Origin of the sequence: Streptomyces sp. NBC_01478 (genome assembly GCF_036227225.1) — a bacterium.
Taxonomy (GTDB): domain Bacteria; phylum Actinomycetota; class Actinomycetes; order Streptomycetales; family Streptomycetaceae; genus Streptomyces.
The window spans coordinates 7034178-7060319 of sequence record NZ_CP109444.1 but is presented as its reverse complement, the minus strand read 5'-3'; the positions used below and the strand labels follow the sequence as shown (position 1 = coordinate 7060319).

Annotated in this window: 18 protein-coding genes; 5 read left to right on the top strand and 13 right to left on the bottom strand. The window is 71.1% G+C overall.

Annotation, left to right across the window (positions count from 1 at the left end):
* Positions 1-122: 122 nt before the first annotated feature.
* From OG223_RS32075 to OG223_RS32045, 7 genes are all read right to left on the bottom strand, one after another.
* On the bottom strand, positions 123-1598 hold the full coding sequence (locus OG223_RS32075) for a serine/threonine-protein kinase (RefSeq protein WP_329256047.1): 1476 nt from the start codon (positions 1596-1598) through the stop codon (positions 123-125).
* Positions 1595-2011 carry a hypothetical protein gene (locus OG223_RS32070; protein ID WP_329256045.1) on the bottom strand — a complete coding sequence of 139 codons (417 nt, stop codon included), beginning with the start codon at positions 2009-2011 and terminating at the stop codon, positions 1595-1597. The genes OG223_RS32075 and OG223_RS32070 overlap by 4 nt, the downstream gene beginning before the upstream one ends.
* Positions 2008-3729, bottom strand: a complete 1722-nt coding sequence (locus OG223_RS32065) for a protein kinase domain-containing protein (protein ID WP_329256043.1) — start codon at positions 3727-3729, stop codon at positions 2008-2010. Before OG223_RS32065 ends, OG223_RS32070 begins: the two co-directional genes overlap by 4 nt.
* 92 nt (positions 3730-3821) lie before the next feature.
* Positions 3822-5525, bottom strand: coding sequence for a serine/threonine-protein kinase (locus OG223_RS32060; RefSeq protein WP_329256041.1), 1704 nt, complete (start codon positions 5523-5525; stop codon positions 3822-3824).
* Between the two features lie 29 nt (positions 5526-5554).
* Positions 5555-7297 (bottom strand): serine/threonine-protein kinase, encoded by a 1743-nt coding sequence (locus OG223_RS32055; protein ID WP_329265582.1) that lies wholly within the window; start codon positions 7295-7297, stop codon positions 5555-5557.
* A gap of 157 nt (positions 7298-7454) precedes the next feature.
* Positions 7455-10652, bottom strand: coding sequence for a protein kinase (locus OG223_RS32050; protein ID WP_329256039.1), 3198 nt, complete (start codon positions 10650-10652; stop codon positions 7455-7457).
* Positions 10653-10816: 164 nt separating this feature from the next.
* The gene (locus OG223_RS32045) at positions 10817-13357 is read right to left on the bottom strand and encodes a serine/threonine-protein kinase (protein WP_329265579.1); all 2541 of its coding nucleotides are present in this window, start codon (positions 13355-13357) and stop codon (positions 10817-10819) included.
* A gap of 169 nt (positions 13358-13526) precedes the next feature.
* Here OG223_RS32045 and OG223_RS32040 point away from each other — a divergent pair, with 169 nt between their 5' ends.
* Positions 13527-14654, top strand: coding sequence for a serine hydrolase domain-containing protein (locus OG223_RS32040; protein WP_329256037.1), 1128 nt, complete (start codon positions 13527-13529; stop codon positions 14652-14654).
* A 171-nt stretch (positions 14655-14825) separates the two neighbouring features.
* On the opposite strand, the gene OG223_RS32035 is transcribed toward OG223_RS32040, so the two are convergent.
* The gene (locus tag OG223_RS32035; protein ID WP_329256035.1) at positions 14826-16532 is read right to left on the bottom strand and encodes a glycerol-3-phosphate dehydrogenase/oxidase; all 1707 of its coding nucleotides are present in this window, start codon (positions 16530-16532) and stop codon (positions 14826-14828) included.
* 271 nt (positions 16533-16803) lie between these two features.
* On the opposite strand from OG223_RS32035, the gene OG223_RS32030 reads away from it, so the two are divergent.
* Both OG223_RS32030 and OG223_RS32025 read left to right on the top strand, forming a co-directional pair.
* Positions 16804-18012, top strand: a complete 1209-nt coding sequence (locus OG223_RS32030) for a nucleotide sugar dehydrogenase (protein ID WP_329256033.1) — start codon at positions 16804-16806, stop codon at positions 18010-18012.
* A gap of 136 nt (positions 18013-18148) precedes the next feature.
* Positions 18149-18727 (top strand): hypothetical protein, encoded by a 579-nt coding sequence (locus OG223_RS32025; protein WP_329256031.1) that lies wholly within the window; start codon positions 18149-18151, stop codon positions 18725-18727.
* Between the two features lie 576 nt (positions 18728-19303).
* Here the strand turns inward: OG223_RS32025 and OG223_RS32020 are convergent.
* From OG223_RS32020 to OG223_RS32005, 4 genes are all read right to left on the bottom strand, one after another.
* Positions 19304-20428 (bottom strand): GuaB3 family IMP dehydrogenase-related protein, encoded by a 1125-nt coding sequence (locus tag OG223_RS32020; protein WP_019055587.1) that lies wholly within the window; start codon positions 20426-20428, stop codon positions 19304-19306.
* A 116-nt stretch (positions 20429-20544) separates the two neighbouring features.
* Positions 20545-22050 (bottom strand): IMP dehydrogenase, encoded by a 1506-nt coding sequence (gene guaB, locus OG223_RS32015; protein ID WP_043676950.1) that lies wholly within the window; start codon positions 22048-22050, stop codon positions 20545-20547.
* A 177-nt stretch (positions 22051-22227) separates the two neighbouring features.
* Entirely contained in the window at positions 22228-22815 is a 588-nt protein-coding gene (locus OG223_RS32010) for a sigma-70 family RNA polymerase sigma factor (RefSeq protein WP_019055585.1), read from the bottom strand.
* 266 nt (positions 22816-23081) lie between these two features.
* Entirely contained in the window at positions 23082-23693 is a 612-nt protein-coding gene (locus tag OG223_RS32005; RefSeq protein ID WP_003948568.1) for a response regulator transcription factor, read from the bottom strand.
* A 381-nt stretch (positions 23694-24074) separates the two neighbouring features.
* Between OG223_RS32005 and OG223_RS32000 the strand changes: the two genes are divergently transcribed.
* Positions 24075-24404, top strand: coding sequence for a WhiB family transcriptional regulator (locus OG223_RS32000; RefSeq protein ID WP_324789113.1), 330 nt, complete (start codon positions 24075-24077; stop codon positions 24402-24404).
* A 41-nt stretch (positions 24405-24445) separates the two neighbouring features.
* Here the strand turns inward: OG223_RS32000 and OG223_RS31995 are convergent, their stop codons facing one another.
* Entirely contained in the window at positions 24446-25387 is a 942-nt protein-coding gene (locus OG223_RS31995) for a LysR family transcriptional regulator (RefSeq protein WP_329256024.1), read from the bottom strand.
* Between the two features lie 80 nt (positions 25388-25467).
* Between OG223_RS31995 and OG223_RS31990 the strand changes: the two genes are divergently transcribed.
* Positions 25468-26136 (top strand): MOSC domain-containing protein, encoded by a 669-nt coding sequence (locus OG223_RS31990; protein ID WP_329256023.1) that lies wholly within the window; start codon positions 25468-25470, stop codon positions 26134-26136.
* The last annotated feature ends 6 nt before the right edge of the window (positions 26137-26142 follow it).

The following is a 26142-nucleotide window of genomic DNA, read 5'->3' as shown; positions in this document are numbered from 1 at the left end:
CCGCCACGGGGGCTTTGGGTACCCGTCGGTAATCGGGTTTCACCGGGCGCTCACATCACGCCAGTGATCACTGGCAACAAACGCGCTGATCAGGGCGTTGACCAGGGACGATCACCCGTTGGTCAGTTTTCCGTGAGGGTGATCCGGTCGCGGGCGCCCTTGAAGAGGGCCGTGCCCTTCTTCTCGTCCGGGGTGCCCTTGGGCATGTCCACGCGCAGTTCGTACATGCGGTGACCGGCGGTGCGGATGACCAGGGCCATGGCGCGGGTGAGGACGCCCGACTGGTCGTAGGTGGTGTCGGCCAGGACGGCGTCCTTGTTCCCGTGGAAGCTGGTGCGCGTGTAGCGGGGGTCGGAGGTGTCCTCGCCCCAGGACTGGGCCTCGGTGAGAGGTGAGCCGGGGGCCTTGTCCCATTCCGTGAGGCGGACGCGCAGTGCGCCGGTGCCGTAGGTGACGGTACGGCTGCCGGATGCCGCCTGTGTCCGGAGAAGCCGGTACTGGGAGGGGAGGGAGAGGACCGCGTTCATGCCCTCCCGCCGGTGAGCGGTCCAGGAGTCCTTGTCGAGGACGTTCTCCAGGACGGTGCCGAAGACCAGACCCGCCAGGAGGAGTACCCCGAGGGTGATGAGAAGCGAACGGTGGCGGGGGCGGCGGGACTTGGGCGCGGACTCCAACTCGGGCTGCGGCACAGGGTCGTTGGCGGCCGCAGCCGAGGCGCCCTCGGGCTCCGCGTCCTGGACGCTGAGCGGCGGCTCCGGTACGTCCTTCCCCGCGGCCACCGCCTCCAGTACCACGCCGACCTCCTCCGCCTCCGGCCGCGACTCCGGCTCCCGCGCCAACAGCCGTAGGACCAGCGGCGCGAGAGGCCCCGACCGGGTCGGCTCGGGTGGGTCGCCGGCGAGGATGGCGCCGAGGGTGGACTCCACGGTCGTACGGCGGAAAGGGGACGCGCCTTCGACGGCCGCGTACAGGAGGACGCCCAGGGACCACAGGTCGGAGGACGGGCCCGCGCCCGTGCCCGACATCCGCTCGGGGGCGATGAATTCGAGCGAACCCACGAACTCCCCGCTGGCGGTGAGGGATTCCTCGCCCTGGATGTGCGCGATGCCGAAGTCGGTGAGGACGACGCGGTCGTGGGGACCGAGCAGGACGTTGGCGGGTTTCACATCGCGGTGCACTATCCCCACGGCGTGCGCGGCGCGCAGGGCGCCGAGGACGGCGAGGCCGATGCGGGCGGCCTCGGCTGGGGCGAGGGGGCCACGCGCGAGCAGTTCGTGCAGGGACTCGCCGCGGACCAACTCCATGACGATCCACGGGAGTTCGTCCTCGATGACGACATCGTGGATGGCCACGGCGGAGGGATGGTCGACGCGGGCGGCGGCGCGGGCCTCGCGGTAGAGCCGGTGGGCGGCGCGCTGGAACTCCTCGTCCTCCGGGTAGCCGGGCAACCGCGGCTGTTTGACGGCGACTTCGCGGTCCACGAGTTCGTCGAACGCGCGCCATACGGTGCCCATGCCGCCGGAGCCGATCCGTTCGAGCAGCCGGTAGCGACCGCCGACCAGCCGTCCGTCGCGCACCTGTTCGCCGACTTCGCTCATGCCCCATCAGTACCGTGCCGGGTACGGCCTTGTCGACGCGCGTCCAACTCCCTCTGAGGTGCCGCAACTTGGCATTCATCGGGATCCGGCTCGTCCGCGTACTCCTCGGCGAGCCGCAGCCCCAAGTCGGACTCCCACTCCAGGGCCCACCGCCGCAGTTCCGCGATCTCCCGCGCATCGAGTCCGTGGGCCGTGAACTCCTCGTCGCTCACCCAGACCACGCTCTCCAACCGGTCCCGCAGCCCGAAGAGGTCGAAGTCCGCTCCGCCGTCGCGCAGGCCCAACTGCTCCAGTTCCACGGCGGAGTAGAGGTGGCGGGCGGCGTACACGTCGATCACGTCGCGCGGCAGACCGCGGTCGCCGAGCGCGCGCACGCTCATGACCGCGAGCTCGGCGTCCGTACCGCCGCTCACAGCGTGTCGATGTCCAGGTTCGCGATCGCCGCCCGCGCCACCTCGCGGCCGCGGGCCGTGAAGTCGCCCTTGCCCGGGTAGCTGACGATGAGCCGGTACATGTCGCCGGCGGAGGTCTTGTAGTAGAGGATCCTCAGCTCGCGCGGGAGGGGGTTCTGGGTGTCGTCGGAGTCGTAGGTGACCGTATTCTCGGCCGACGGTCGGCCCTGGTACGTGCCGGTCGGCTTCGGGACGGTCTCCGTGGCCTTGCCCATGTCGAGGTCGACACTGCCGCTGGTCTTGAAGTCGCCGTTGTCCGAGTACATTTCGGCCGCCGCCGAGTCCTTGATGTAGCCGTTGGTGTCCTCGGACTTCTTGTCGAGGCTCAGGAAGATCCAGATGCTGCCGCTCGGATCGGTGTACGTGACCCAGTGGCTCTTGTCCGAAGTGCGGTCGGGGGTGGTCCGCTGGTACGCGGCCGGGACGGCGAGCGTCGCGGCCACATCGGACACGTGATGCTTCGCCCAGCCGTGCGGCAGCGGCCCCGCGAACGGGTTGCCGAACACCACGTACGCGGCTGCCACCGCCGCCGCGACGACCACGGCACCGAGCCCGAACCACGTCTTGCGGCCGGGCCGGCGTCTTCCGCCGGGTCTTTCGACGTACCGCACCTCCTGCGTCGAGGACGGCGCGGGCGGGTTCGCCACCGATTCGAGTACGGCACGCACCTGGGCCGCGTTCGGGCGGCTCGACGGGTCCTTGGCCAGCAGGCCGGTGATGAGTGCGGCGAGCGGGCCCGGCGCCGAAGTCGGCGGTGCGGGCGCGGCGTTGAGGACCGACTGGAGGGTGGCGGGGGTGTTGCTGCGGCGGAACGGCGAGACGCCCTCCGTCGCCGCGTACAGGACCACACCGAGGGACCAGAGGTCGGAGGCGGGGCCGGGGCGTTGGCCCAACACCCGTTCCGGCGCGATGTATTCGGGCGAGCCGACGAAACCGCCGGTGTCCGTCAGGTTCGTCTCGCCCTCGATCTGGGCGATGCCGAAGTCGGTCAGGACGACCCGGTCGTAGCGGCCCAGCAGGACGTTGTCCGGCTTGACGTCACGGTGCAGGACGCCCGCCGCGTGCGCGGCCTCCAGCGCGCCGAGCACCTGAAGGCCGATCCGGGCCGCGTCGCGTGCGTCGAGGGTGCCCTCCTGCAACGCGTCGCCCAGCGAGCGGCCGGTCACCAGTTCCATCACGATCCACGGCTGACCGTCGACGACGGCCACGTCGTGCACGTTCACGACGGCCGGGTGGTCGAGCCGGGCCGCCGCGCGGGCCTCGCGGCGCATCCGCTCGAAAGCGTTGGCACGTTCGCGTTCGGGAAGATGATCCGGGACGCGCGGTTCCTTGACGGCGACCTCGCGGTCCACCGTCTCGTCCTTGGCGCGCCACACCGTGCCCATCCCGCCGTGCCCGAGCTTGCCGAGCAGCCGGTACCGCTCGGCTATGAGCCGCCCGGTGCCGGGGTCGGGCGCCGGGGCGGGCGTCGCGTAGGGATTGTCCGGGTGCGGCACCTGCACCGGCACGGCCGTGCGCGGGTTCGGCGGCTGCGGAGCCGATGGCTGCAAAGCCGGTGATTGCGGAGCCGATGGCTGCAAAGCCGGTGATTGCGGAGCCGATGGCTGCAAAGCCGGTGGTTGCAGAGCGAAACTCGTCGGCTCGTCGGCTCCGTGTCGGGCTCCCCCGTCGCTGCTCATACGTCCATCCATATCGCGGCGACCGCTCCGGTATCCACAGGGAATGCTTTCCGGTCACACACCCGTGACTCGAACGGTCACCTATCTCCCTTTTATGCCGGTCCGAACGTGTCCAGCGCGACGTCGAAGTACTCCTTCGCCTCCCGCACCTTCCCGACCGGCGCCGACACCCACACGTCGTACATCCGGCCGTCCTCCTCCCAGCACATGTCGTACGTGTGCCGGGGCCCCTCCGCCGTGCTGAAGCCGTTCCAACTGAACTCCCAGAGCGCGGCGGGGTGTCCGTAGTGCGTGGTGTCGGTGACCTTGCCGTCGTGGTAACCGGGGTTCGTGTCCGCCCCCTCGGCCGCCGCGCTCTTCATCACCGCGAGCGGGCCGCCCGTTTCGGGGTCGGTCATCTTGATGCCCAGGCGGAAGGTCTCCCCCGGCGACATGTAGAAGATGCGCTCACCCTGCGGTACGCGCACGAAGTCCTCCGGTACGGCGAGGGCGAAGCCGTCGGGGTCGTGGGCGATGCGGTAACCGGAGGGCGCGGTAGGGGTGTTGGGACTCTTCGAGGGGGTGTCGGGGCTCTTCGAGGGGGTGGGGGAACTCTTCGAGGGGGTCGAGGACGGTGGTGCCGAGGTACCGGCACTCGTGGACGTCGACGGCGCCGAACTCACCGGCGCGGCGGCGCCCCCGGCGCCGTCCCCTCGCATCAGGAGCGCGGCGGCCGACACTCCGGCCCCCGCCATCGCCGCGACCAGCAACGCCGCCACGAGCACACCGCGCGTGGAACGCCGGGGCGGCGACTGCTGCTCCGCCGTCCCGGAGTGCGCGGGGTCCTGCGGTGCCGCCTGGGTGGCCAACCGCCTTTTCGGCACGTCCCGTTGGGTCGGTGTGTAGCCCGGCGCCGGGTGCGCCGTACGGTCCGAAGGCGCGGCGCCCGGCGTGCGCCCGGTCTCCAGGAAGGCCCGCAGCATCCGCTCCGCCTCCGCCGCCCCCAGCCGCCGTTCCGGATCGCGCTCGAGCAGCCCTCGTACGACGGGAAGCAGTGGCCGGACCTGCTCGGGCGGGCGGATCTCGTCGACGACGACCGCGTGCAGGATGCCGCCCAACGAGTCGCGCCGGAACGGCGATTCACCGCTCAGCACCGTGCACAGCAGCGCGCCGAGGGACCACAGGTCGGACGCGGGACCGGTCCGCGCGCCCGACATCCGCTCCGGCGCGGTGTACTCGGGCGAGCCGACGAACACACCGCTCTCGCTGAGCGTCGTGGCACCCGCGACCTGCGCGATGCCGAAGTCGGTCAGGACGACGCGGTCGGAATCGGCTCGGCCGGAGTCCGCCCGGTCGGTGGCCGGCTCCAGCAGTACGTTCGCCGGTTTGATGTCCCGGTGCAGGATGCCCGCCGCGTGTGCCGTGCGCAGCGCGCCGAGCAGGGCGATCCCGATCCGCGCGGCCTCGTCGGCGTCGACCGGGCCACGACTGGAGATCCGGTCGGCGAGCGAACCGCCACCGATCAACTCCATGACGATGTACGGCCGTTCGTCCTGCTCGACGACGTCGTGCACGACGATGATGTGCGGGTGCCGCAACTGCGCCACCGCCCGTGCCTCGCGCAGCGTGCGGTCACGGTGCCGGCGGGCCTCCTCCTCGGAGAGGGTGTCGTCCTGGGCGACCTCCTTGACGGCGACCTGCCGGCCCAGGAGTTGGTCGGTCGCCCGCCACACGACGCCCATGCCACCGCGCCCGAGCCGCTGCTCCAGTCGGTAACGCCCGGCGATCACCCGGACGTTGTCCCCCTCGGTCCCCATGCGCACCATCATGACGCAACCGGCAGCCGTCAGCCCGAGCCGGGACTCCAGGTCTGCAGGACCGACTTGAACTGCGCGCTCGTCGTGGCCCAGTCGGCGGCCGGCGACGACATGTAGATCGCGAACTCGACGCCGTCACGGGACATGTAGGTCTCCTCGATGGCGCGCCGCGGCCCCGGGTAGGGGGTGTCCTTCGCCTGCGCGGTCCAGGTGTAGTCCCAGAGGGAGCCCGGACGGTCGCGGTAGGTGTTCTCCTCCAGGGTCACCCTGTTGTAGTCGACCAGGCGCCGGAGCTGCACTTCCAGGTCCAACTGGTGGGCGTACGCGGTGGGAAAGTCCGGGGTGGCGTCGATGGCGATGCGGACGAAGTGCTTCCCGCTGTCGGGCGTGTAGTCGACCTGCTTGATGCCGCCGCTGTCGCTGTAGACCTTCCGCGACCAGCCCTTGGGGAGCGAGATGTCGAAGCCCCAAGGGTCGTGGTGGATCTCCCAGTTGGCGGGAAGGGAACCCTGCGCCGGAGCCGAGGTCGAGGCCGAGGCACCGCCCGAGGGGCTCTGCGAGGTGGTGGCGCCGGGGCTCCCGACCGACTCCCGGTCCTGGTGCCACTTCTGCAGTCCCAGCGCCGTACCGCCGCCGACGAGCGCGGCGAGGACGACCACCAGGACGACCGAACGGAACCGGCGGCGCCTGGGCGGGACGAGCGAGGCGGGCGGGATGGCCGTACCGCCGACGAGAGGCGTCTGGTGGGTGGCCGACCCGGTCGCCGACGGATAGGGCACCGCGCCCAAGGCCACCGACGGGTACGGCGTCGCACCCGAGGCCCCCGACGGATACGGAGTCGCACCCGAGGCTCCCGGCGCGTACGGCGTCGCGCCCGTGCCGGGCGTGTCCTGGGTGAAACTCTCGGCCCGCGAGCCCACGTGCTGCGTCGGCAGCCACTCCTGCGCCGACCGCGGCCGGCGCCCCTCGGCGGCCTCCGCGAGCATCTGCTCGGTCTGGTCCGCGTCGGGCCGCAGCGCGGGATCCTTGTTCAGCAGCGCGGCGATGACGGGTGCGAGCGGGCCGGCGTACCGCAGCTCGCCGGCCTCCTCCTCGACGACGGCCTGCATGGTGGACAGCGGCGAGGTGCGGCGGAACGGCGAACGGCCCTCGACGGCCGTGTAGAGCGTGGCGCCCAGCGCCCACAGGTCGGAGGAGGGTCCGGGATCGGCGCCGCGGACGCGCTCGGGGGCGAGGTAGTCGACGGAGCCGACGACCTCTCCCGTACGCGTGATGGTGCTGTCGCCCTCGATCTGCGCGATGCCGAAGTCGGTGAGCAGCACCCGGCCGTCCTGCCCGAGCAGCACGTTGCCCGGCTTCACGTCACGGTGCAGGACGCCGGCGGCGTGCGCGGCGCGCAGCGCGCGCACCACCCACACGCCGACGCGCGCGGCCTCGGCCGGCTCGATCCGGCCCTGCTCCTTGACCTCGTCGGCCAGCGAGTTGCCCTCGACCAGCTCCATGACGATCCAGGGGCGGCCGTCGTGTTCGAGTACGTCGTGGACGGTGACGACGGCGGAGTGGTTGATCCGGGCGGCGGCGCGCGCCTCGGCGCGGGTGCGCGCCAGAAGTCTCGGCTGGTCGCTCTCGGACACATAGAGCGCGGCCGTCAACTCCTTGATGGCGACGGCCCGGTGCAGCACCTCGTCGTGGGCACGCCACACCCGGCCCATGCCGCCGCTGCCGATCGATTCGGCCAGCCGATAGCGCCCCGCGAGGAGCAGGCCCTGCATCTGATTCACGTTTCCCCGCAATGCTCTTGACAGGCTCAGCGTAAGGACAGGCCCTCGTCCAGGGAACCAGCGGGGTACCACGGAGACCGCACTGTGACGGTTGTCGCTTCTGCGCCCGAACGGGAACCATGGGGCTACGGCGAGCCGCCTTCGCAGGTCACCCGGTGTACTGGTAGGTCGACGACGCCTGCTCGTACAGCCGTGTCACCTCGTCCCGTTGGGCCTCCGGGCCGCGTACCTGCACGATGTGGTAGCGGCCGTCGATGAGGAACGCCATGTTGCGCACGAACAGGTCGCCGCCCTGGCTGTCCGTCCAGGTGAACTGCCCCTCGGCCATGGTCTTTCCGCCCACCGTGATGGTCCGCAGCCCGGTCGCCGTGGCCCAACTGGACGCACGGTAGGGCGCCAACTCCCGCTCCTTGTCCCGCTGATACACCATCGGATCGCTGCCGTTCGTCGTGGCACTGTCCCGCCCCGCCACGACGATCAGCTCGAAGTCGCCGTGCGAGTAGACGACTTGGCCGCTCCCGTTCTTGGGCGTGCGGGTCCAGCCCTTGGCGACGGCGATCTGGAACCCCTCGGAGTCCTTGCGCAGCACGAAGCCGTCGGCGACGTTCGAGCCGCTCCCCGTCGGGGTCGAACCGGCGGACGTGGAGGGGCTGTTGCCCGCCGCGGGCGAGGTCTGGTCGGGCTGCGGCTGGCTGCTCGCCGCGGCCGAGGACTCGCTGGGCGCGGGGCTGACGTCCCCCGCTGCTCCCGTCCTGTCCCCCTGCCCGGCACCGGTGTCCTCCCCGGACTTGGGCAGGAAGAGCATGGCGTAGGCGACGGCACCGGCCAGCAGCAGGAATATGAGGATGAGCAGAGTCCGGCCCAGCCGCCGGGGCGAGCCTTCGATCTCCTGCTTGGCCCGCTTGTGCCGGCCGTGCGGACTGGTCGCGGGCAGCCCGGCCCGGCGCCTGCGCACCAACTCGCCGCGCCTGCGCACGATCGGCAGCCGCCGCGGGTCGGTGGGCGGGGTGGCGACGACATACGTACCGGCCTCGGGCTCGGGCGCGGAACGCACCAACGACCGCAGCCAGCCCCGCAGTTCCTCGAAGTCGAGCCGCTCGGTCGGGTCCTGCCGCAACAGCGACTCGACGACCGGCCGCAGCGGCCCGCACTCCTCCGCGAAGGCGGGCGGCTCCGCACACACGAGCTGCACGAGCTCGGCGGTCGCCTCCTCGGGATACGGCGCATGCCCCTGCACGGCCCGGAAGAGCAACGCCCCCAGCGCCCACAGATCGGTGGCCGGCCCGATCGGCGCGGCCAACTGCCAGTTCTCGTGCACCGGCACAGCCTGCTCAGGCGCCCACCGCTCGGTGACCGGTCCCACCACCGTCATCCGCACCTGCCGAGCCCGCTCGGCGGCCAGCGCGGTGGCGGGACCCCGACGGGCGGGAGCACCGGCGGCGGCGAGTTCGTCCCAACGGGCCGGGGGGCGGGGAGAGTTCGCGGGAGTGGGAAGGTGCGGATTACCGGCAGGGGGTACGACGGGTTGACCGGCGGCGGGCTGGCGGACGCCGTAGGGGGACGTGTCCGTGCCGTGGGGCGCGGGACCCGCACCGTAGGGGGACGTCTCCGTGCCATGGGCGGCGGTACCCGCACCGTAGGGATACGTGTCCGTGCCGCGGCCCGAGGTACCCGCACCGTAGGGACGAGTGTCTCCGCCGTAGGGATGGACGTCGGCGCCGTCAGCCGGAACGGCCGTGTCGTAGGGACGAGCCTCGCCACCGTCAGCCGGGATGGCCGGGCCGTAGGGACGAGCCTCGCCGCCGTGAGCCTGGGCGTCCGGGCCGAGGAACGTGTCTGTCGGGGACGGGGCGCCGGGGCGCGGTGTCGCGTCGTGCCAGGCGGTGTTGCGGACGCCGTAGGGGTCGGCTATCTGGCCGGGGGGCGTGGTGCCGGCCGTGTGTTCCACGCCGTTGCCGCCGGAGTACGGCAGTTGGGCCGAACCGTTGGCCTGTGCGGCGCCGCGGTCGTCCTCCGCCGCCGGCCGGGCACCGGGCAGCGCAGGGCGCCCCGGCTGGGTCTCCTGCACGCGGGCAGCGGCTCGCGCGCCGGCCCGGTACGCGGCGATCGCCCCGGCCCGCGCGGCCCGGACGTCACCGCCTGCCTCCGCTTCCCTGCGGGCCGGCGCGGCGGAGGACCCGCTCCCGCCGCCGCCCTCCACACCGACTCCGGGCAGCCCTCCGGCGGCCCGCGCCTCGATCGCCGCCCGCCGGGCGGCCTCGGGGTCCACACCACCGGGACCTACGGCAGCGGGGGCCGCACCGGCGCCCGTACCGCCACGCGCGCCCCCGAAGCCGATCGCCCCGCCACCACCGGCGCCGCCTCCGCGGGAGTCACCGGGGACCGCAGGAACCGTAGAACCGCCGGGAGTTGTGGAGCCGGCCGCGGCGGCCAGGGGACCTGAGGGAGAAGGAGAGTGAGAACCGCCTGGAGCCACCGGTCCTGAGGGAGCCCTCGAACCGCCCGGAGCCATGAAGCCGGCCGGAGCCGTCGAACCACCGGGAGCCGTGGAACCCCCGGGGTGCCTGGAACCGCCCTGCTGCGCACCGGGCCCCGCGGGTACCACCGCCCCGCCGCCGGGTCCCGTACCGGCTCGGCCGCCGAACTGCCCCTGCGCACCGCCACTTTGCCGCCCCGGCGCCCCGGCACCGTGCTGCCCCTCGGCCCCGGCCCCGTCCTCGCCGTCCTGGACCGGCACCGGGTCGTAGCCGCACAGTGCCTCCTCCGCCGCTCCGACCGCGAGCCCGGTCAGCATCACGCGGCCGTCGTCGCAGACGAGCACCGTGCGCGCGGTGATGTTCCGGTGCACCCAGCCGTGCGCGTGCAGCACCCGCAGCGCCATCAGCACGTCGGACGCGACCTCGGCCGCCCGGTACGGCGACAACGGCTTCTCGACGAGCAGCGCTGACAACGGCTGGGCGGACACCAGTTCGCTCACTATCCACAGCGAACCGCCCTCGGCGAACACGTCGAAGACCTGGTCCAGCCGGGGGTGATCAGGGATCCGCGCCGCGGCCTGCGCGGCCTCGACCGCACGCCGTACCGCCGGATCGGTGGGCCGCCGTGTGGCGGTCCGCGCCGTGGTCGGCCGCCGCGCCCCGCGATCACGCGCCGTGAACCCGTCGGGCAGCCCGTCCTCGCCGAGCACCTCCGCCTCGACGACCTCCGGCAACGGCACCTGGCGTACCAGGACTTCCTGCCCGCTGTAGGTGTCGAAGGCCCGGGACTCGGTGAGTTCGTACTCGTCGGAGGGCGGCAGCGGCAGGCGGTAGCGGTCGGCGAGCACCCGACCCGCATAGTCGTCCACGTTGCCTCCCCCGGCCGCCCGGTTGGTCAATTCCGTTCGCCTTGCGCCCCGTTCCGCCTACATACCTGGATGCGTACGGTCCGCAACCACTCACGATACGTGCCGGAGGCAACCCACAAAGAGGGGTTGACGGATCTGGCGCGCCAAACCCGAACCCACCCGCCTCACGACTTCGGTTCGAACGTCTTTGTCAGGGTCGTCCAGGTGTCCTTACGGAGTTCGCTGTCCCAATTGGCAGCTTTCGCGGTGTACATGAGCGCATATCCGAGATGACTGTTGACGACGAACCCGCGGTCGATCGTGCGGTACTTCGTCCCGCCGTCCTCATAGGTGAACTCCCAGTCGGCCGTGTTCCAGCCCCGGTAGCTCACCCCCGCTATTCGGATCCGCGTGTACCCGGAGCGCGTCATGTACTGCTCCTGGCTCTTCCAGTCCGCCACCGGATCGCCCTTGGGCGTACTGGTCCAGGCGATCAGCAGCTTCTGCCCGTCGGGGCCGACCAACCGGACTCCGGCGGAGTCCGTCGACTGGTACGACCACCCGGCGGGCAGGCCTATCGAGAACCCCTGGCTCCCCTTGTACGTCTTCACGACCGCGGCGCCGTCCGAGGAACCGTCCGTCTCGGTACCGCTCCCGCCGGACGCGTTCTTACCGGTGGAGGACGATGTGCCGCTCGAAGCGGACGCCGTCGCCGAGGAGTCGGCCTGCGCACCGCCCGTGCTCGCCTTGTCGCCGTCGTCCTTCTTGGTGTCCGTTCCGGCGCTCGCGCTCGCACTCGCGCTGGCGACCGTCTTGCCGCCGTCGTTCTTCTTCGACCCCTTCGAGCCGCTGTCGTCACCGCCACCGAGCGTGAACGCCAGCACCACCCCGATCACCGCGAGCAGGAAGACGACCGCGATGATCACCAACGTCCGCTTCGGCACCACATCGGTGAGCGGCGCCCTCGGCACCGACCGCGGCGGCAGATCCGGCGGCGTCATCACGGGCCACCCCGAACTCCGCCCGCCCGAACCCGAGTTGTCCGCCCGCGTGCCCACTTCGTGCGTACCGCTGTCCCGGGTACCGGAGTCCCGCAGACCCTGCTCCCGCAACCCCGACGACTGCACATCCGACGCCTGCACATCCGACGCCTGCGCACCCAGATCACGCGTACCCGGGTCCGCCCCACCGACCTTCGCCGCCGAACCGGCCGCAGCGCCTGCACCGGCAGCGCCACCCGTGCCGCCCGCGCCACCCGCAGCTCCCGCGCCGGTCGACGTCCCGGAACGGGTCACCGACCCGGAATCGCCCCCAGCCCGAGCCGAAGGCACCCCAGGCGTCCGAGACCCAGCAGCAACAGCCCCGGAACCAGCAGACGCAGCACCAGCCCCGCCAGCCGCCGCACCCTTCGCACCACTGGAGCCCCTGGCCTCCGAAGCACCCGAAGCACCCGAAGCACTCTTGCCCGAAGCACCGACCGCACCGGTCCCGGCACCAGCCGCACCGGCACCCGCAACCGAGCCACCGGGCTTACCAGCAACGGGAGTTGAAGCCCCACCAGAACCCGGACCCTTACCCGATCCCGTACCCGCAGCGGAACCCGGACTCGTAGCCGGAGCCGGAGCCGACCCCTCAGCCACACCCGAACCCGCTGCCGCCGAAGTCGCCGCCCCGGCCCCCGCCGAACCCCCCGCGGCCTTCCGCATGGACCGCAACGCCCCACGCAACCGCTCGGCCCCCGCCGAACCCCCGCCACCGCTCTTCTTGCCACCGGCCTCGGCCGGCCCCGGCTGCGCGGGCAACGGCACCACCCTCGTGGCGTCCACCGCCGGCACCGGCTCCGGCTCGGCCGCCTTGGGCTCCGGCGCGTGGATCACCGCGTTGAGCATCGCCCGGGCACCCGCGTCGTCGAGACGCTGGGCGGGATCCTTGTTCAGCAGGCCGTAGATGACGTCCTTCAACGGCCCGGCGTTCTTCGGCTCCTCCAACGGCTCGGTCATCACCGCGGTGAGCGTGGCGATCGCGGAACCCTTGTCGTACGGCGGTGCGCCCTCGACCGCCGCGTACAGCAACCCGCCGAGCGACCACAGGTCGGCCGCCGGACCCGGCTTGTGCCCGCGGGCCCGCTCCGGGGAGATGTAGGAGGGCGCGCCGACGAGCATGCCGGTGGAGGTGATCGACGGGTCGCCCTCGACCTGCGCGATACCGAAGTCGGTGAGCACGACCCGGCCGTCCTCGGCGATCAGCACGTTCGACGGCTTCACGTCGCGGTGCAGGATGCCCTGCCGGTGCGCGGAGCGGAGCACGTCGAGTATCGCGAGCCCGACCTCCGCCGCACGCCGCGGTTCGAGCAGACCGTCCTCCCGGATGGCCTCGGCGAGCGACTTGCCCTCGACCAACTCCATGACGATCCAGGGCCGGTCGTCCTCGTCGACCACGTCGAAGACCGTCACCGCGCTGGTGTTGCGGATCCGCGCGATGGCCTTGGCCTCGCGCAACGTCCGCGTGATCAGCCGGCGCTTCTCGTCCTCGTCGATGCTGGACGGGAACCGCAGCTCCTTGACGGCGACCGTCCGGCCCAGGGTTTCGTCCTCGGCACGCCACACCGTGCCCATGCCTCCGCGGCCGAGCACTTCTCCCAACCGGTACCGCCCGGCGAGAAGACGCTCGTTCTTGTCCTGACGAGTGTCTTGACGGGATGTCCCCGCCCGCTCCGCCTCCGACATGCGTCCCCTCATGCAACCCGCCCTGACAGAGCCTCCATTGTCCCCCACCGAACAAGTGCCCAACGCCCAGGGGGCCTTTCCCCACGCACCGAGGGCACATCAGTCGGATATCCGCCGCAGGTCACACAGCCAAGTGCTGCACGATGAGCTCCGAGAACGGAGGATCACGATGCCCACTCCTCGGACACTCCTGGCCATTCCGGTGTCCCTGGCCCTCCTCTGCCTGTCCCCGGCCCCCTCCCGGGCCCACCCGGCAACGGCCACGAACGCCCTGGTCACACTCCTGGTCACCCGAGGCGAAGCCCCCGCGGCGGCACTACTGGCCCAGGACAGCACGGGCCCCCGCGACAGCCGGGCCGGAACGGACCGTGCGCGGAACCGAACGGACCAGGCACAGACCGGGACGGACCAGGCACCCGGCAGGACGGACTACGCACAAGCCGGAACCGGCATCACCCGCGCCGACCACTTCCGCGCCGGCAGCATCACGAAGACCTTCATCGCGACGGTGATCCTCCAACTCGCCGCCGAACACCGGCTGTCCCTGTCCGACACGGTGGAGCAGCACCTGCCCGGTCTGGTACACGGAGCGGGCAACGACGGGCGCGCGCTGACCCTCCGCTCCCTGCTCACCCACACCAGCGGCCTGTACGACTTCACCGCGCTCACCCGGGGCACGATCCCTGTCTCCCCGACCGAGGCCATCCGTATAGCCCTCACCCACCCTCCGGCCGATCGCGGCCGCTTCTCCTACTCGAACACCAACTACGTGCTGCTCGGCCTGGTGATCCGACAGGTCACCGGCAACTCGTACGCCACCGAGGCCGAGCGCCGCATCATCGCTCCGCTGCGTCTGACGGGCACCTCCTTCCCGGGCTCCCGCACCACTCTTCCCGCGCCGCACGGCCGGGCCTACGCCGCCGACGGCTCCGACGTCACGGATCTCGACCCGCGGGTGGCCGGCGCCGCGGGCGAGCTGGTGACCACGCTCGCCGATCTGGACCGCTTCTACTCGGCCCTGCTCGGCGGCGGACTACTGCCCTCGCGCCAACTGCGCGAGATGCTCAACACCCGTACCGCACAGGGCTCGTACGGCATGGGCCTGTTTCCGGTGAAACTCCCGTGCGGCACCACGGTGTGGGGGCACAACGGCCGGATCTCGGGCAGCTACGTGCGCACCGCAGCCACCGTCGACGGCCGGCATGTCCTCACCTTCCGTGTGAACACGAGCGAGATCGCAGACCCCGGCCTCGAACCGGCCCTGCTCGCCGCCGAGTTCTGCCCCCGCACCTCGTAGAACGGCCGGGTTCCGGACAAAGATCCCAGATCACGACACTCGTTCGAGTGAAGCCGACCAAGAGCGAAGCCGGTCCCGAGCGGGACTGGTCCGAGCAGGACTGGTCCGAGCGAGACCGACCCCAGCCGAAACCGGCCCCAACCGAAACCGACCGCACCCGACCCGGTGTCGCTACAGCGGCGCGATGTCCGGCGCCCCCAACCGCGCCGCGTCCGCCGTCAGGTCGTCGGGCTGGCGTTGCGACTCCCGCTCGGCCTCCACCCGCTTCTCGTAGTGCTCGACCTCGCGCTCGATCTGGTCCTTGTCCCAGCCGAGCACCGGTGCCATCAACTCGGCGGCCTCACGGGCGCTGCGCGTGCCCCGGTCGAAGGTCTCGATGGAGATGCGGGTACGGCGGGTCAGTACGTCGTCCAGGTGCCGTGCACCCTCGTGCGAGGCGGCGTAGACGATCTCGGCGCGCAGATAGTCGTCGGCGAACTGGAGGGGTTCGCCGAGTGTCGGGTCCTTGGCGATGAGGTCGAGGACCTCCTCCGACATCGACCCGAAACGGTTCAACAGGTGCTCCACGCGCACCACATGGATGCCGGTCTTCGAGGCGATGCGCGCCCGCGCGTTCCACAGCGCCCGGTAGCCCTCCGCGCCGATCAGCGGCACGTCCTCGGTGACGCATTCGGCGACCCGCATGTCGAGGCCGTGCACCGCCTCGTCCACGGCGTCCTTGGCCATCACCCGGTACGTCGTGTACTTGCCGCCCGCCACGACGACGAGCCCCGGCACCGGATGCGCGACGGTGTGCTCGCGCGACAACTTGCTGGTGGCGTCGGACTCGCCGGCCAGCAGGGGACGCAGTCCCGCGTACACACCCTGGACGTCGTCTCTGGTCAGCGGCACCGCGAGCACCGAGTTCACATGCTCAAGGAGGTAGTCGATGTCGGCGCTGGACGCGGCCGGGTGGGCCTTGTCTAGGTCCCAGTCGGTGTCGGTGGTGCCGACGATCCAGTGCCGGCCCCACGGGATGACGAACAGCACGGACTTCTCGGTGCGCAGGATCAGTCCGCTGGTGGAGTTGATGCGGTCCTTGGGGACGACGAGGTGGATGCCCTTGGAGGCCCGGACGTGGAACTGCCCGCGCTCGCCGACCATCGCCTGGGTGTCGTCGGTCCACACACCCGTGGCGTTCACGATCTGCTTGGCGCGGATCTCGTACTCGCCGCCCGCCTCGACGTCCTCCACCTTGGCGCCGACCACCCGCTCGCCCTCACGCAGGAACCCGGTCACCCGCGCGCGGTTGGCGACTTTCGCGCCGTACGACGACGCCGTGCGCACCAGGGTGGCCACATAGCGGGCGTCGTCCATCTGGGCGTCGTAGTACTGAAGGGCCCCCACCAGGGCGTCCTTCTTCAACGCGGGTGCCACGCGCAGGGCGTGACGGCGGCTCAGGTGGCGGTGCGTGGGCAGACCCCGGCCGTGCGCGCGAGCCATGGACATCGCGTCGTAGAGCGCGACGCCCGAGCCGGCGTAGAGGCGCTCCCAGCCCTTGTGCTGGAGGGGGTACAGGAACGGCACCGGCTTCACCAGGTGCGGGGCGAGGCGCTCCAGGAGCAGTCCGCGTTCCTTGAGGGCCTCGCGGACGAGGGCGAAGTCGAGCATCTCCAGATACCGCAGACCTCCGTGGATGAGCTTGCTCGACCTGCTGGACGTGCCCGAGGCCCAGTCGCGCGCCTCGACCAGTCCCGTGGACAGACCGCGGGTCACGGCGTCCAGGGCGGTGCCCGCGCCGACCACACCTCCGCCCACGACGAGCACATCCAGTTCGCGCTCGGCCATTCCCGCCAGTGCCTCGGCTCGCTGCGCCGGACCCAGTGTCGCTGTCCTCACCGCTGCCTCCCGCTATCGGTAGCGCCGGCCGCACCCGTTCGGCGAAGCCCGGTTCGTTTCCCTCCTGCCCAAATTCTGACCGGGATGCCCGACTTCAGCCACCACTCGCCCCCAGCCTGTGGACAACAATCACAGGACCGCAGAAAAACACAGCCGTCCAATCCCGCATAACGGTCATATTTACTCCTAGTCTGACATTGCGCTCGCTCGTTCTGTCCACAGGGCTTGCGCACCTGTCCCGCTTCGGTTACTGGGAAGGACGGCCCACGCCATGCCCGCAGATCTCGCCGTCATCGGACTCGGTCCTCTCGGCCTGCCCCTGGCCCAGGCCGCTGTCGCCGCCGGTATCGCCACGGTCGGCTTCAAGACCGGCCCCGAGGCCGGCTCCCTCAGCCCCGCCGAACTGCGCCGGATGCTCTCGGGGGGCTTCCGGTCGGCCACGAACCCCGCCGAGCTCGGCCGCGTACGCACCGCCGTGATCTGCGCACCGACACCCCCGGACGCGGACGGCGGACTCGACCTCAGCCAGGTGGAGACGGCCGCCCGCGCCCTCGCGGCCCACCTGCGCCCGCACACCACGGTGATCCTGGAGTCACCGGTGCACCCCGGCACCACCGAGGACTTCCTGCGCCCGCTCCTCGAAGAGGGATCGGGCCTCCGCGCGGGCCGCGACTTCCACCTCGCCTACTCCCCCAGCCGCGTCGACCCCGGCAACCGCGACTTCACCCCGGCCAACACCCCCAAGGTGATCGGCGGCCTCACCCCGGCCTGCACCGAATCGGCCGCCGCCTTCTACGGCCGTCTCACCGACAAGGTGGTACGCGCGCGTGGACTGCGCGAAGCGGAAACCGTGCAGCTACTGGAGACCAATTTCCGGCACGTCAACATCGCCCTCGTCAACGAAATGGCCGTCCTGTGCCACGACTTGGGCGTCGACCTCTGGGACGTCATCCGCTGCGCGGAGACCAAGCCGTTCGGCTTCCAGGCCTTCCGCCCCGGCCCCGGCGTCGGCGGCCACGCCGTCCCCCAGGACCTGACGGCACACGGCGGCCGCCCGCTCCGCATGGTCGAACTCGCCCAGCAGGTCAACAACCAGATGCCCCGCTACGTCATCCAGCGCGCCGCCACGCTCCTCAACGAACACGGCAAGTCCGCGCGCGGGGCCCGCGTCCTCCTCCTCGGCGTCACCTACAAGGCCGACCTCGCCGACCAACAGGCCACCCCCGCCCAGGAGATCGCGATCCGCCTCATGGAACTCGGCGCCTCCGTCAGTTACCACGACCCGCACATCCCGTCCTGGAGCGTCCTCGACCGCCCGGTCCCCCGCGCGGACTCCCTCTACGAGGCGGCGGCGGACGCCGACCTGACGATCCTGCTCCAGCAGCACCGGACGTACGACCTCCAAGGCCTGTCGGTGAAGGCGCAGTTGCTGCTGGACACGCGCGGGGCCACACCGACCGGCGCGGCGCACCGGCTCTGAGCACGAAAACGACTGGTCACAGGGTCACGTCGACCTGCTAATCTCCCCACACTCGTCGCACAGTTGTCGCATATCCGTGCGCGCGCATCTCTGCTTCGCCTTTCCTGTCTTCGCATCCCGTGGGGGGATTTCTGTCATGAGCCAGTCAGCCACGCCACCACAACAGCCACAGCCGCAGCCCGAGGCGCAGGCGGCCCAGCCGCAGGCGCCCGCGCAGCCGCAGCCGCAGCCGGTCGACGGCAACCCGTACGCCCAGCAGCCCGGCGCCGTACCGCCGCCGCCCCCGGCTCCGTACGCCCCGCCCGCTCCCCCGAAGAACAACATCGTGCTCGGCCTGGTGACCGCTGTCGCCGCCGCCCTGGTCGCCGCCGGCATCTACGGCGTCGTCATCGGCACCACCAAGCACGAGATCGGCTGGGCGGCGGTCGGCGTCGGCTTCGTCATCGGCCTCGCGGCGGGCAGGCTCGGCGGGCGCAACCCCGCGCTTCCCGTGGTCAGCGCCGTGCTGGCCCTGGTCGCGGTCTACCTCGGCCAGTTGGTCGGCGAGGCGATGCTCATCGCGGACGAGTACGGCGTGAGCTTCAGCAAGGTGTTCTTCGACCACTTCGGCGTGGTCCAGGACGCCTGGAAGGCCGACTCCGACCCGCTCACCTTCGTCTTCTTCGCCATCGCGGCGTTCGCCGCGTTCTCCGGCACCAAGAAGGCGGCGCTCTGACCCCGGCGCGCGGGTTGTGCAGGGGGGCGCTTGGGGCGGGGTGTGCGTCGGGGGCTGGTGGCGTGCGACTCGCGGCGCCGGTACCGTTAGAAACAGGTGGAACCCGCCGTAGGGGCTAATGCGGCGGGCTCTTGAAAAGTGAACGGAGTGTCCACCCCTACGTGTGTTGGGGGTGGCCGCTCACTTTCCGCCGTACATCCACAAGATCCGCTTCCTCCGTTGCTTCACCATCCGAAGACGGATCCGGTCCCAGCGGATGGGCTTGCGGTGGCGACCCATGGGTGCCCCCTTCCACGAGGCCGCCCATTAGCCCGGTAGGCGGTTCGTCTGGAATTCGGGCCGGGCCCCGAGAGCCCGGGTCCGGAACGATTTCCGTGGAAGGGAGCACCCCACACAACTGGGGCGCCGATCACGGACGTTACCGCCCCGACACGCCCCACCAGCGAACTTTCGCCCCGAACGCAACCGTGCGCCCCCTGGTCCCAACACGCGCCCCACCAGCCCCACTTGGGCACACGAAAGGGCCCGGACCACCCAGGCCCGGGCCCTTCGAAGCGTCGTAGAACCGCCTACCGCCTACCGCTTGTGCTGCGAGTCGGCGACGGTGACCTCGACCCGCTGGAACTCCTTCAGCTCGCTGTACCCGGTCGTCGCCATCGCGCGCCGCAGCGCCCCGAAGATGTTCATCGAGCCGTCGGGGATGTGGGACGGGCCGGTGAGGATCTCCTCGATCGTGCCGACCGTGCCGAGGTCGACCTTCTTGCCGCGCGGGAGTTCCTCGTTCACCGCCTCCATGCCCCAGTGGTGGCCCTTGCCCGGCGCGTCCGTGGCGCGGGCCAGCGGGGAGCCCATCATGACCGCGTCCGCGCCGCAGGCGATCGCCTTGGGGAGGTCGCCGGACCAGCCGACACCGCCGTCGGCGATGACGTGCGCGTACCGGCCGCCGGACTCGTCCATGTAGTCGCGGCGGGCGGCCGCCACGTCCGCGACGGCCGTGGCCATCGGGACCTGGATGCCCAGGACGTTGCGCGTGGTGTGCGCGGCGCCGCCGCCGAAGCCGACGAGGACACCGGCCGCGCCGGTGCGCATCAGGTGCAGGGCCGCCGTGTACGTGGCGCAGCCGCCGACGATCACCGGGACGTCCAGTTCGTAGATGAACTGCTTCAGGTTCAGCGGCTCGTGCGAGCCCGACACGTGCTCCGCCGAGACCGTCGTACCGCGGATGACGAAGATGTCCACGCCCGCGTCGACGACGGCCTTGGAGAACTGGGCCGTGCGCTGCGGGGAGAGCGCGGCGGCGGTGACCACGCCCGAGTCGCGCACCTCCTTGATGCGCTGCCCGATCAGCTCCTCCTTGATGGGAGCCGCGTAGATCTCCTGGAGGCGGCGCGTCGCGGCGTCCACGTCCAGGCCGGTGATCTCGTCGAGGAGCGGCTGCGGGTCCTCGTACCGCGTCCAGAGGCCTTCGAGGTTCAGCACGCCGAGGCCGCCGAGCTCGCCGATGCGGATCGCGGTGGCCGGGGAGACGACCGAGTCCATGGGGGCGGCCAGGAAGGGCAGCTCGAAGCGGTAGGCGTCGATCTGCCAGGCGATCGAGACCTCCTTCGGGTCCCGCGTACGGCGGCTGGGGACGACGGCGATGTCGTCGAAGGCGTACGCCCGGCGGCCGCGCTTGCCGCGCCCGATCTCGATCTCAGTCACGTGTGTGGCCTTTCCTTCTTGCGTCTCAGCGTCTTCCAGTATCGCCGACGGGTACGACAAGGGCGGCCCCGGATGCTCCGGAGCCGCCCTCGACTCGCTTCACGCGCGCGTGGCGATCACTTGCTGCGGCTGTAGTTCGGTGCCTCGACCGTCATCTGGATGTCGTGCGGGTGGCTCTCCTTGAGGCCCGCGGACGTGATCCGGACGAAACGGCCCTTGGTCTCCATCTCCTCGATGGTGGCCGCGCCCACATAGCCCATGGTCTGGCGCAGCCCGCCGACGAGCTGGTGCAGCACGTTGGCCAGCGGGCCGCGGTAGGGCACCTGGCCCTCGATGCCCTCGGGCACGAGCTTGTCGTCGGAGGCGACCTCGGCCTGGAAGTAGCGGTCCTTCGAGTACGACCGGCCCTGGCCGCGGGACTGCATCGCGCCGAGCGAGCCCATGCCGCGGTACGACTTGAACTGCTTGCCGTTGATGAACTGGAGCTCGCCGGGCGACTCCTCGCAGCCCGCGAGGAGGCTGCCGAGCATCACCGTGTCGGCGCCGGCGGCGAGCGCCTTGCCGATGTCGCCGGAGTACTGGAGGCCGCCGTCACCGATGAGCGGGACGCCGGCCGCGCGGGCGGCGAGGGACGCTTCGTAGATCGCGGTGACCTGCGGGACGCCGATGCCGGCGACGACGCGGGTCGTACAGATCGAGCCGGGGCCGACGCCGACCTTGATGCCGTCGACACCGGCGTCGATCAGGGCCTGGGCGCCGTCGCGGGTGGCGACGTTGCCGCCGATCACGTCGACGCCGACGCTCGACTTGATCTTCGCCATCCAGTTGAGGGCGTTGCTGTTGTGGCCGTGCGAGGTGTCGACGACCAGGAAGTCCACGCCGGCCTCGGCGAGGGCCTGGGCGCGCTCCAGTGCTTCGGGGCTGGCGCCCACGGCGGCGCCGACGATGAGGCGGCCCTCGGCGTCCTTGGCGGCGTGCGGGTACTGCTCGGCCTTGACGAAGTCCTTGACCGTGATGAGGCCCTTGAGGATGCCGGCCTCGTCGACGAGGGGCAGCTTCTCGATCTTGTGGCGGCGCAGCAACTGCATGGCGTCGGCGCCGGTGATGCCGACCTTGCCGGTGACCAGGGGCATCGGCGTCATGACCTCGCGCACCTGACGGGAGCGGTCGGTCTCGAAGGCCATGTCGCGGTTGGTGACGATGCCGAGCAGCTTGCCGTTGCCGTCGGTCACCGGGACGCCGCTGATGCGGAACTTGGCGCACAGGGCGTCGGCCTCGCCGAGCGTGGCGTCCGGGTGCACGGTGATCGGGTCGGTGACCATGCCGGACTCGGATCGCTTCACGAGGTCGACCTGGTTGACCTGGTCCTCGACGGACAGGTTGCGGTGCAGCACGCCGACGCCGCCCTGGCGGGCCATCGCGATGGCCATGCGGGACTCGGTCACCTTGTCCATCGCCGCGGAGAGCAGCGGGATGTTGACCCGGACGTTGCGCGAGATACGGGACGAGGTGTCGACCGCGTTCGGCAGCACGTCGGACGCGCCCGGCAGCAGCAGCACGTCGTCGTAGGTCAGCCCTAGTGTCGCGAATTTGGCGGGCACTCCGTCGACGTTGGCAGTCATGACACCTTCCCCAAATGGCCTTGATCGGTGCGGATGTCCATGCTAACGGGAAGCAGGGGTCCCACATTCCACGATTCCACGGCTACGGCTCGCTTCGGGCTTCGTATGTTCGTACGTAACCCGTCGGCCGACTGTTCAAGAAAGGCACCGTGGGTGAGGGAACGGCCCTTGGGGGCGCTACTGCTCGGCCAGTGCCCGCAGTCGGCTCAGCGCGCGGTGTTGGGCGACCCGGACCGCGCCGGGTGACATTCCCAACATCTGTCCGGTCTCCTCCGCCGTCAGACCCACGGCGATGCGGAGCAGAAGCAACTCGCGCTGGTTCTCCGGCAGGTTGGCCAGGAGTTTCTTGGCCCATTCGGCGTCGCTGCTGAGCAGGGCGCGCTCTTCGGGGCCGAGGGAGTCGTCCGGCCGCTCGGGCATCTCGTCGGACGGGACGGCCGTGGAACCGGGGTGGCGCATCGCGGCCCGCTGGAGGTCGGCGACCTTGTGGGCGGCGATGGCGAAGACGAAGGCCTCGAAGGGGCGGCCGGTGTCCTTGTAGCGCGGGAGCGCGAGGAGGACGGCTACGCAGACCTCCTGGGCGAGGTCCTCCACGAAGTGCCGTGCGTCGCCCGGGAGTCGGGACAGACGGGTGCGGCAGTAGCGGAGCGCCAGTGGGTGGACGTGGGCGAGCAGATCGTGGGTTGCCTGCTCGTCTCCGTCGACCGCGCGAAGGACGAGTCCACCAATCGCCCCTGGGGCACTGGCCGCCTCGTCGTCACGCATCGGTCCATGGTGCCTTGTGGCCGAAGGGTCCGTGGCACCGCGTCCGTTGTTGTGCACCGAAGCGTTATGAGCAGGTGCGCCGGAACTCATCTCCTGCGCCCTCCCCTCCCGCTCGACCGACTCGTCCCCGAGGAACTCCACACCTCAAGGATGCGGCATCCGCGGCGAAACGAGCAGCGGGCACCCGGCGGGCCCCTTCACCGTCCCCGCCCACCCGGTGGCGGGCGGGGATTCTCGTATCCCCGCTACGACCCACTGACCTGGCCCTAACGGACCAGGCCCCACCGGAAACCGAGCGCCACGGCGTGCGCCCGGTCCGAGGCGCCGAGTTTCTTGAAGAGCCGCCGGGCGTGCGTCTTGACCGTGTCCTCGGAGAGGAACAGCTCACGGCCGATCTCCGCGTTCGAGCGGCCGTGGCTCATGCCCTCCAGGACCTGGATCTCGCGCGCGGTGAGCGTCGGCGCGGCGCCCATCTCGGCCGAGCGCAGCCGGCGCGGGGCCAGTCGCCAGGTCGGGTCGGCGAGGGCCTGGGTGACCGTGGCCCGCAGTTCGGCGCGCGAGGCGTCCTTGTGCAGATAGCCGCGGGCGCCGGCCGCGACCGCGAGGGCCACGCCGTCCAGGTCTTCGGCGACGGTGAGCATGATGATGCGTGCGCCCGGGTCGGCGGACAGCAGCCGCCGCACGGTCTCGACACCGCCGAGTCCGGGCATGCGGACATCCATCAGAATGAGGTCCGAACGGTCGGCACCCCAGCGGCGGAGGACTTCCTCGCCGTTGGCCGCCGTCGTCACGCGCTCGACACCGGGCACGGTCGCGACCGCGCGGCGGAGCGCCTCTCGGGCAAGCGGGGAGTCGTCACAGACGAGGACGGATGTCATGGCCGCCCTCCGCAACTGATGCACGTCACCTTGAGCCTCCAGGCTGGTACGAAATCGTCACCTGTGCGGTCGACCGTCTCGGACGCCTGCCCGAGCTCTTGATGTTTTCAACCGCCTCGCACTCTCAACGACGGTCACTCGAAAGAGTTACGGGGCCGTGTGTCCTCTTCGGCACTCTACGTGAGGGTGCGGACACGGTGGAGGCATGCGGGGCCGACCCTCAAGCTTTCATCACAACCGGTGCCCCATTCGGCCCTATTTCTTCCCTTTTACTGGTGTCTGAGGCTAGATTCGCAATGAGTCATATTTTCATCTCCTTAGATCGTAGTTGTACGGTCGTGGACACCGTATCCGCCCATAACGGCTACAAGGGGTCACGCAATGGCAGATTTCTCCCGCCTTCCCGGACCGAACGCGGACCTGTGGGACTGGCAGCTCCTGGCTGCCTGCCGAGGGGTCGACAGCTCGCTCTTCTTTCATCCCGAGGGCGAGCGCGGTGCGGCACGAAGCGCTCGTGAGAACTCGGCCAAAGAGGTCTGCATGAGGTGCCCGGTCCGCGCACAGTGCGCGGCGCACGCGCTGGCGGTGCGCGAGCCGTACGGCGTCTGGGGCGGCCTGACCGAGGACGAGCGCGAAGAACTGATGGGGCGGGCCCGCAATCGGCTCGTGTCGGCCTCGGCGGCCGGCGGGGACTCCGTTTCGAACAACTGAAGGAACGTTTCTGCACGGACGGGCACGCACTCGCGTGCCCCTTACTTTTCGCTCCCCGGGCGTCCCTGCTCCTCGCGCCCCGCGCGTCCCGCCACGGCAGCGCGCTCCAACTGGTCGAGGGTCGCCGCCACCGCCGGCACCTGCGCCAGGTCCGGCAGGGTGAGCGCGACGATCTCCCGCCGCACCGCCGGTTCCAGCGTCACCGTCCGCGCACCCCGGGGTCGTACGGACTCGATGGCGAGCTGGGGCAGGACGGCGACGCCCAGGCCCGCGCTCACCAGGCCGACGACGGCCGGATAGTCGTCGGTCGCGAAGTCGATGCGGGGGGTGAAGCCCGCGGTCTCGCACACCTCGACCAACTGGCCCCGGCAGCGCGGGCAGCCGGCGATCCAGGGGTCGTCGGCGAGTTCGCCGATGGCGACCGACCGCACACGCGCGTGCCGGTGTCTTTCCGGGACCAGGGCGACCAGGCGGTCGCTGAGCAGGGGGCGTACGACCAGGTCGGACCAGTCCTCGGCGCCCGCCGCGGTCTCGTAGCGGAAGGCGAGTGCGATGTCGCAGTCGCCCTCCCGGAGGAGGTCGACGGAGTTCGGCGGCTCGGCCTCCTCCAGGGAGACGCGGGTGCCGGGGTGCGCGGCGCGCAGGGCGGCGAGGGCCGTGGGGACGAGCGTCGAGCTGCCGCTGGGGAAGGAGACCAGGCGGACCCGGCCGGCGCGCAGGCCCGCGATCGCGGCGACCTCCTCTTCCGCCGCCGTGAGGCCGGCGAGGATGCCGGCGCCGTGCCGGACCAGGGCCTCGCCCGCCTGGGTCAGGCGCATCTCGCGGCCGGTGCGGATCAGCAGCGGGGTGCCGACCGAGGCCTCCAGGGCCTTCATCTGCTGGCTCACGGCGGGCTGGGTGCAGCCCAGTTCACGTCCGGCCGCCGAGAAGGAGCCGGTGGCGGCGACGGCGCGCAGCACACGGAGATGTCGGGCCTCGATCATGCGTCGAGCATAAGTGCTCCTTGGGGATGATGATGAAAAATGCGTCGCACCTTTGGGGCGATCTCGCCTACCGTGCCTTCATGAAGCTTCTCTCGCTGAATCTGGGCCGGGCCACGGCCGTGCCGTACACGGACCAGCCGGACGGCGTGACGGGGATCGACAAGCGGCCGACCGACGCGGCCGTGCGGGTGAGCGCGCCCGGGCCCAAGGGCGTCGCCGGGAGCGGGCTCGCCGGGGACGCGGTGTGTCACCGACGCCACCACGGCGGCGACGACCAGGCGGTGTACGCGGTCGCGCGCGAGGATCTCGACGACTGGGAGCGGGAGTTGGGGCGCCCGCTGGCCAACGGCTCCTTCGGGGAGAACCTGACGACGCTGGGGCTCGACGTGTCCGGCGCGCGGATCGGCGAGCGCTGGCGGATCGGTCCCGAGGTGGTGCTGGAGGTCACCTGCGGGCGGATCCCGTGCCGCACGTTCCAGGACCATCTGGGCGAGCGGGGGTGGGTGAAGCGGTTCACCGTGATGGGGGCGCCGGGGGCCTATCTGCGGGTCATCGAGCCCGGTGAGATCCGGGCGGGGGACGCGATCGAGATCGTGCACCGGCCCGACCACGAGGTGACGGTGGCCCTGCAGTTCCGGGCCGTGACGACCGAGCGGGAGCTGCTGCCGCGGCTGCTGCCGGCGGGTGAGGCGCTGCATCCGGAGGCGCTGGCGCAGGCGCGGAAGTATGTCGCGGAGTACCCGGGCTGACCTGGC

Coding starts and splice junctions, on each gene's coding strand:
- OG223_RS32075 (WP_329256047.1), bottom strand. CDS start 1,598: ATGAGCGAAGTCGGCGAACAGGTGCGCGACGGACGGCTGGTCGGCGGT.
- OG223_RS32065 (WP_329256043.1), bottom strand. CDS start 3,729: ATGAGCAGCGACGGGGGAGCCCGACACGGAGCCGACGAGCCGACGAGT.
- OG223_RS32060 (WP_329256041.1), bottom strand. CDS start 5,525: ATGGGGACCGAGGGGGACAACGTCCGGGTGATCGCCGGGCGTTACCGA.
- OG223_RS32055 (WP_329265582.1), bottom strand. CDS start 7,297: ATGCAGGGCCTGCTCCTCGCGGGGCGCTATCGGCTGGCCGAATCGATC.
- OG223_RS32045 (WP_329265579.1), bottom strand. CDS start 13,357: ATGTCGGAGGCGGAGCGGGCGGGGACATCCCGTCAAGACACTCGTCAG.
- OG223_RS32040 (WP_329256037.1), top strand. CDS start 13,527: ATGCCCACTCCTCGGACACTCCTGGCCATTCCGGTGTCCCTGGCCCTC.
- OG223_RS32030 (WP_329256033.1), top strand. CDS start 16,804: ATGCCCGCAGATCTCGCCGTCATCGGACTCGGTCCTCTCGGCCTGCCC.
- OG223_RS32025 (WP_329256031.1), top strand. CDS start 18,149: ATGAGCCAGTCAGCCACGCCACCACAACAGCCACAGCCGCAGCCCGAG.
- guaB (WP_043676950.1), bottom strand. CDS start 22,050: ATGACTGCCAACGTCGACGGAGTGCCCGCCAAATTCGCGACACTAGGG.
- OG223_RS32010 (WP_019055585.1), bottom strand. CDS start 22,815: ATGCGTGACGACGAGGCGGCCAGTGCCCCAGGGGCGATTGGTGGACTC.
- OG223_RS32005 (WP_003948568.1), bottom strand. CDS start 23,693: ATGACATCCGTCCTCGTCTGTGACGACTCCCCGCTTGCCCGAGAGGCG.
- OG223_RS32000 (WP_324789113.1), top strand. CDS start 24,075: ATGGCAGATTTCTCCCGCCTTCCCGGACCGAACGCGGACCTGTGGGAC.
- OG223_RS31995 (WP_329256024.1), bottom strand. CDS start 25,387: ATGATCGAGGCCCGACATCTCCGTGTGCTGCGCGCCGTCGCCGCCACC.
- OG223_RS31990 (WP_329256023.1), top strand. CDS start 25,468: ATGAAGCTTCTCTCGCTGAATCTGGGCCGGGCCACGGCCGTGCCGTAC.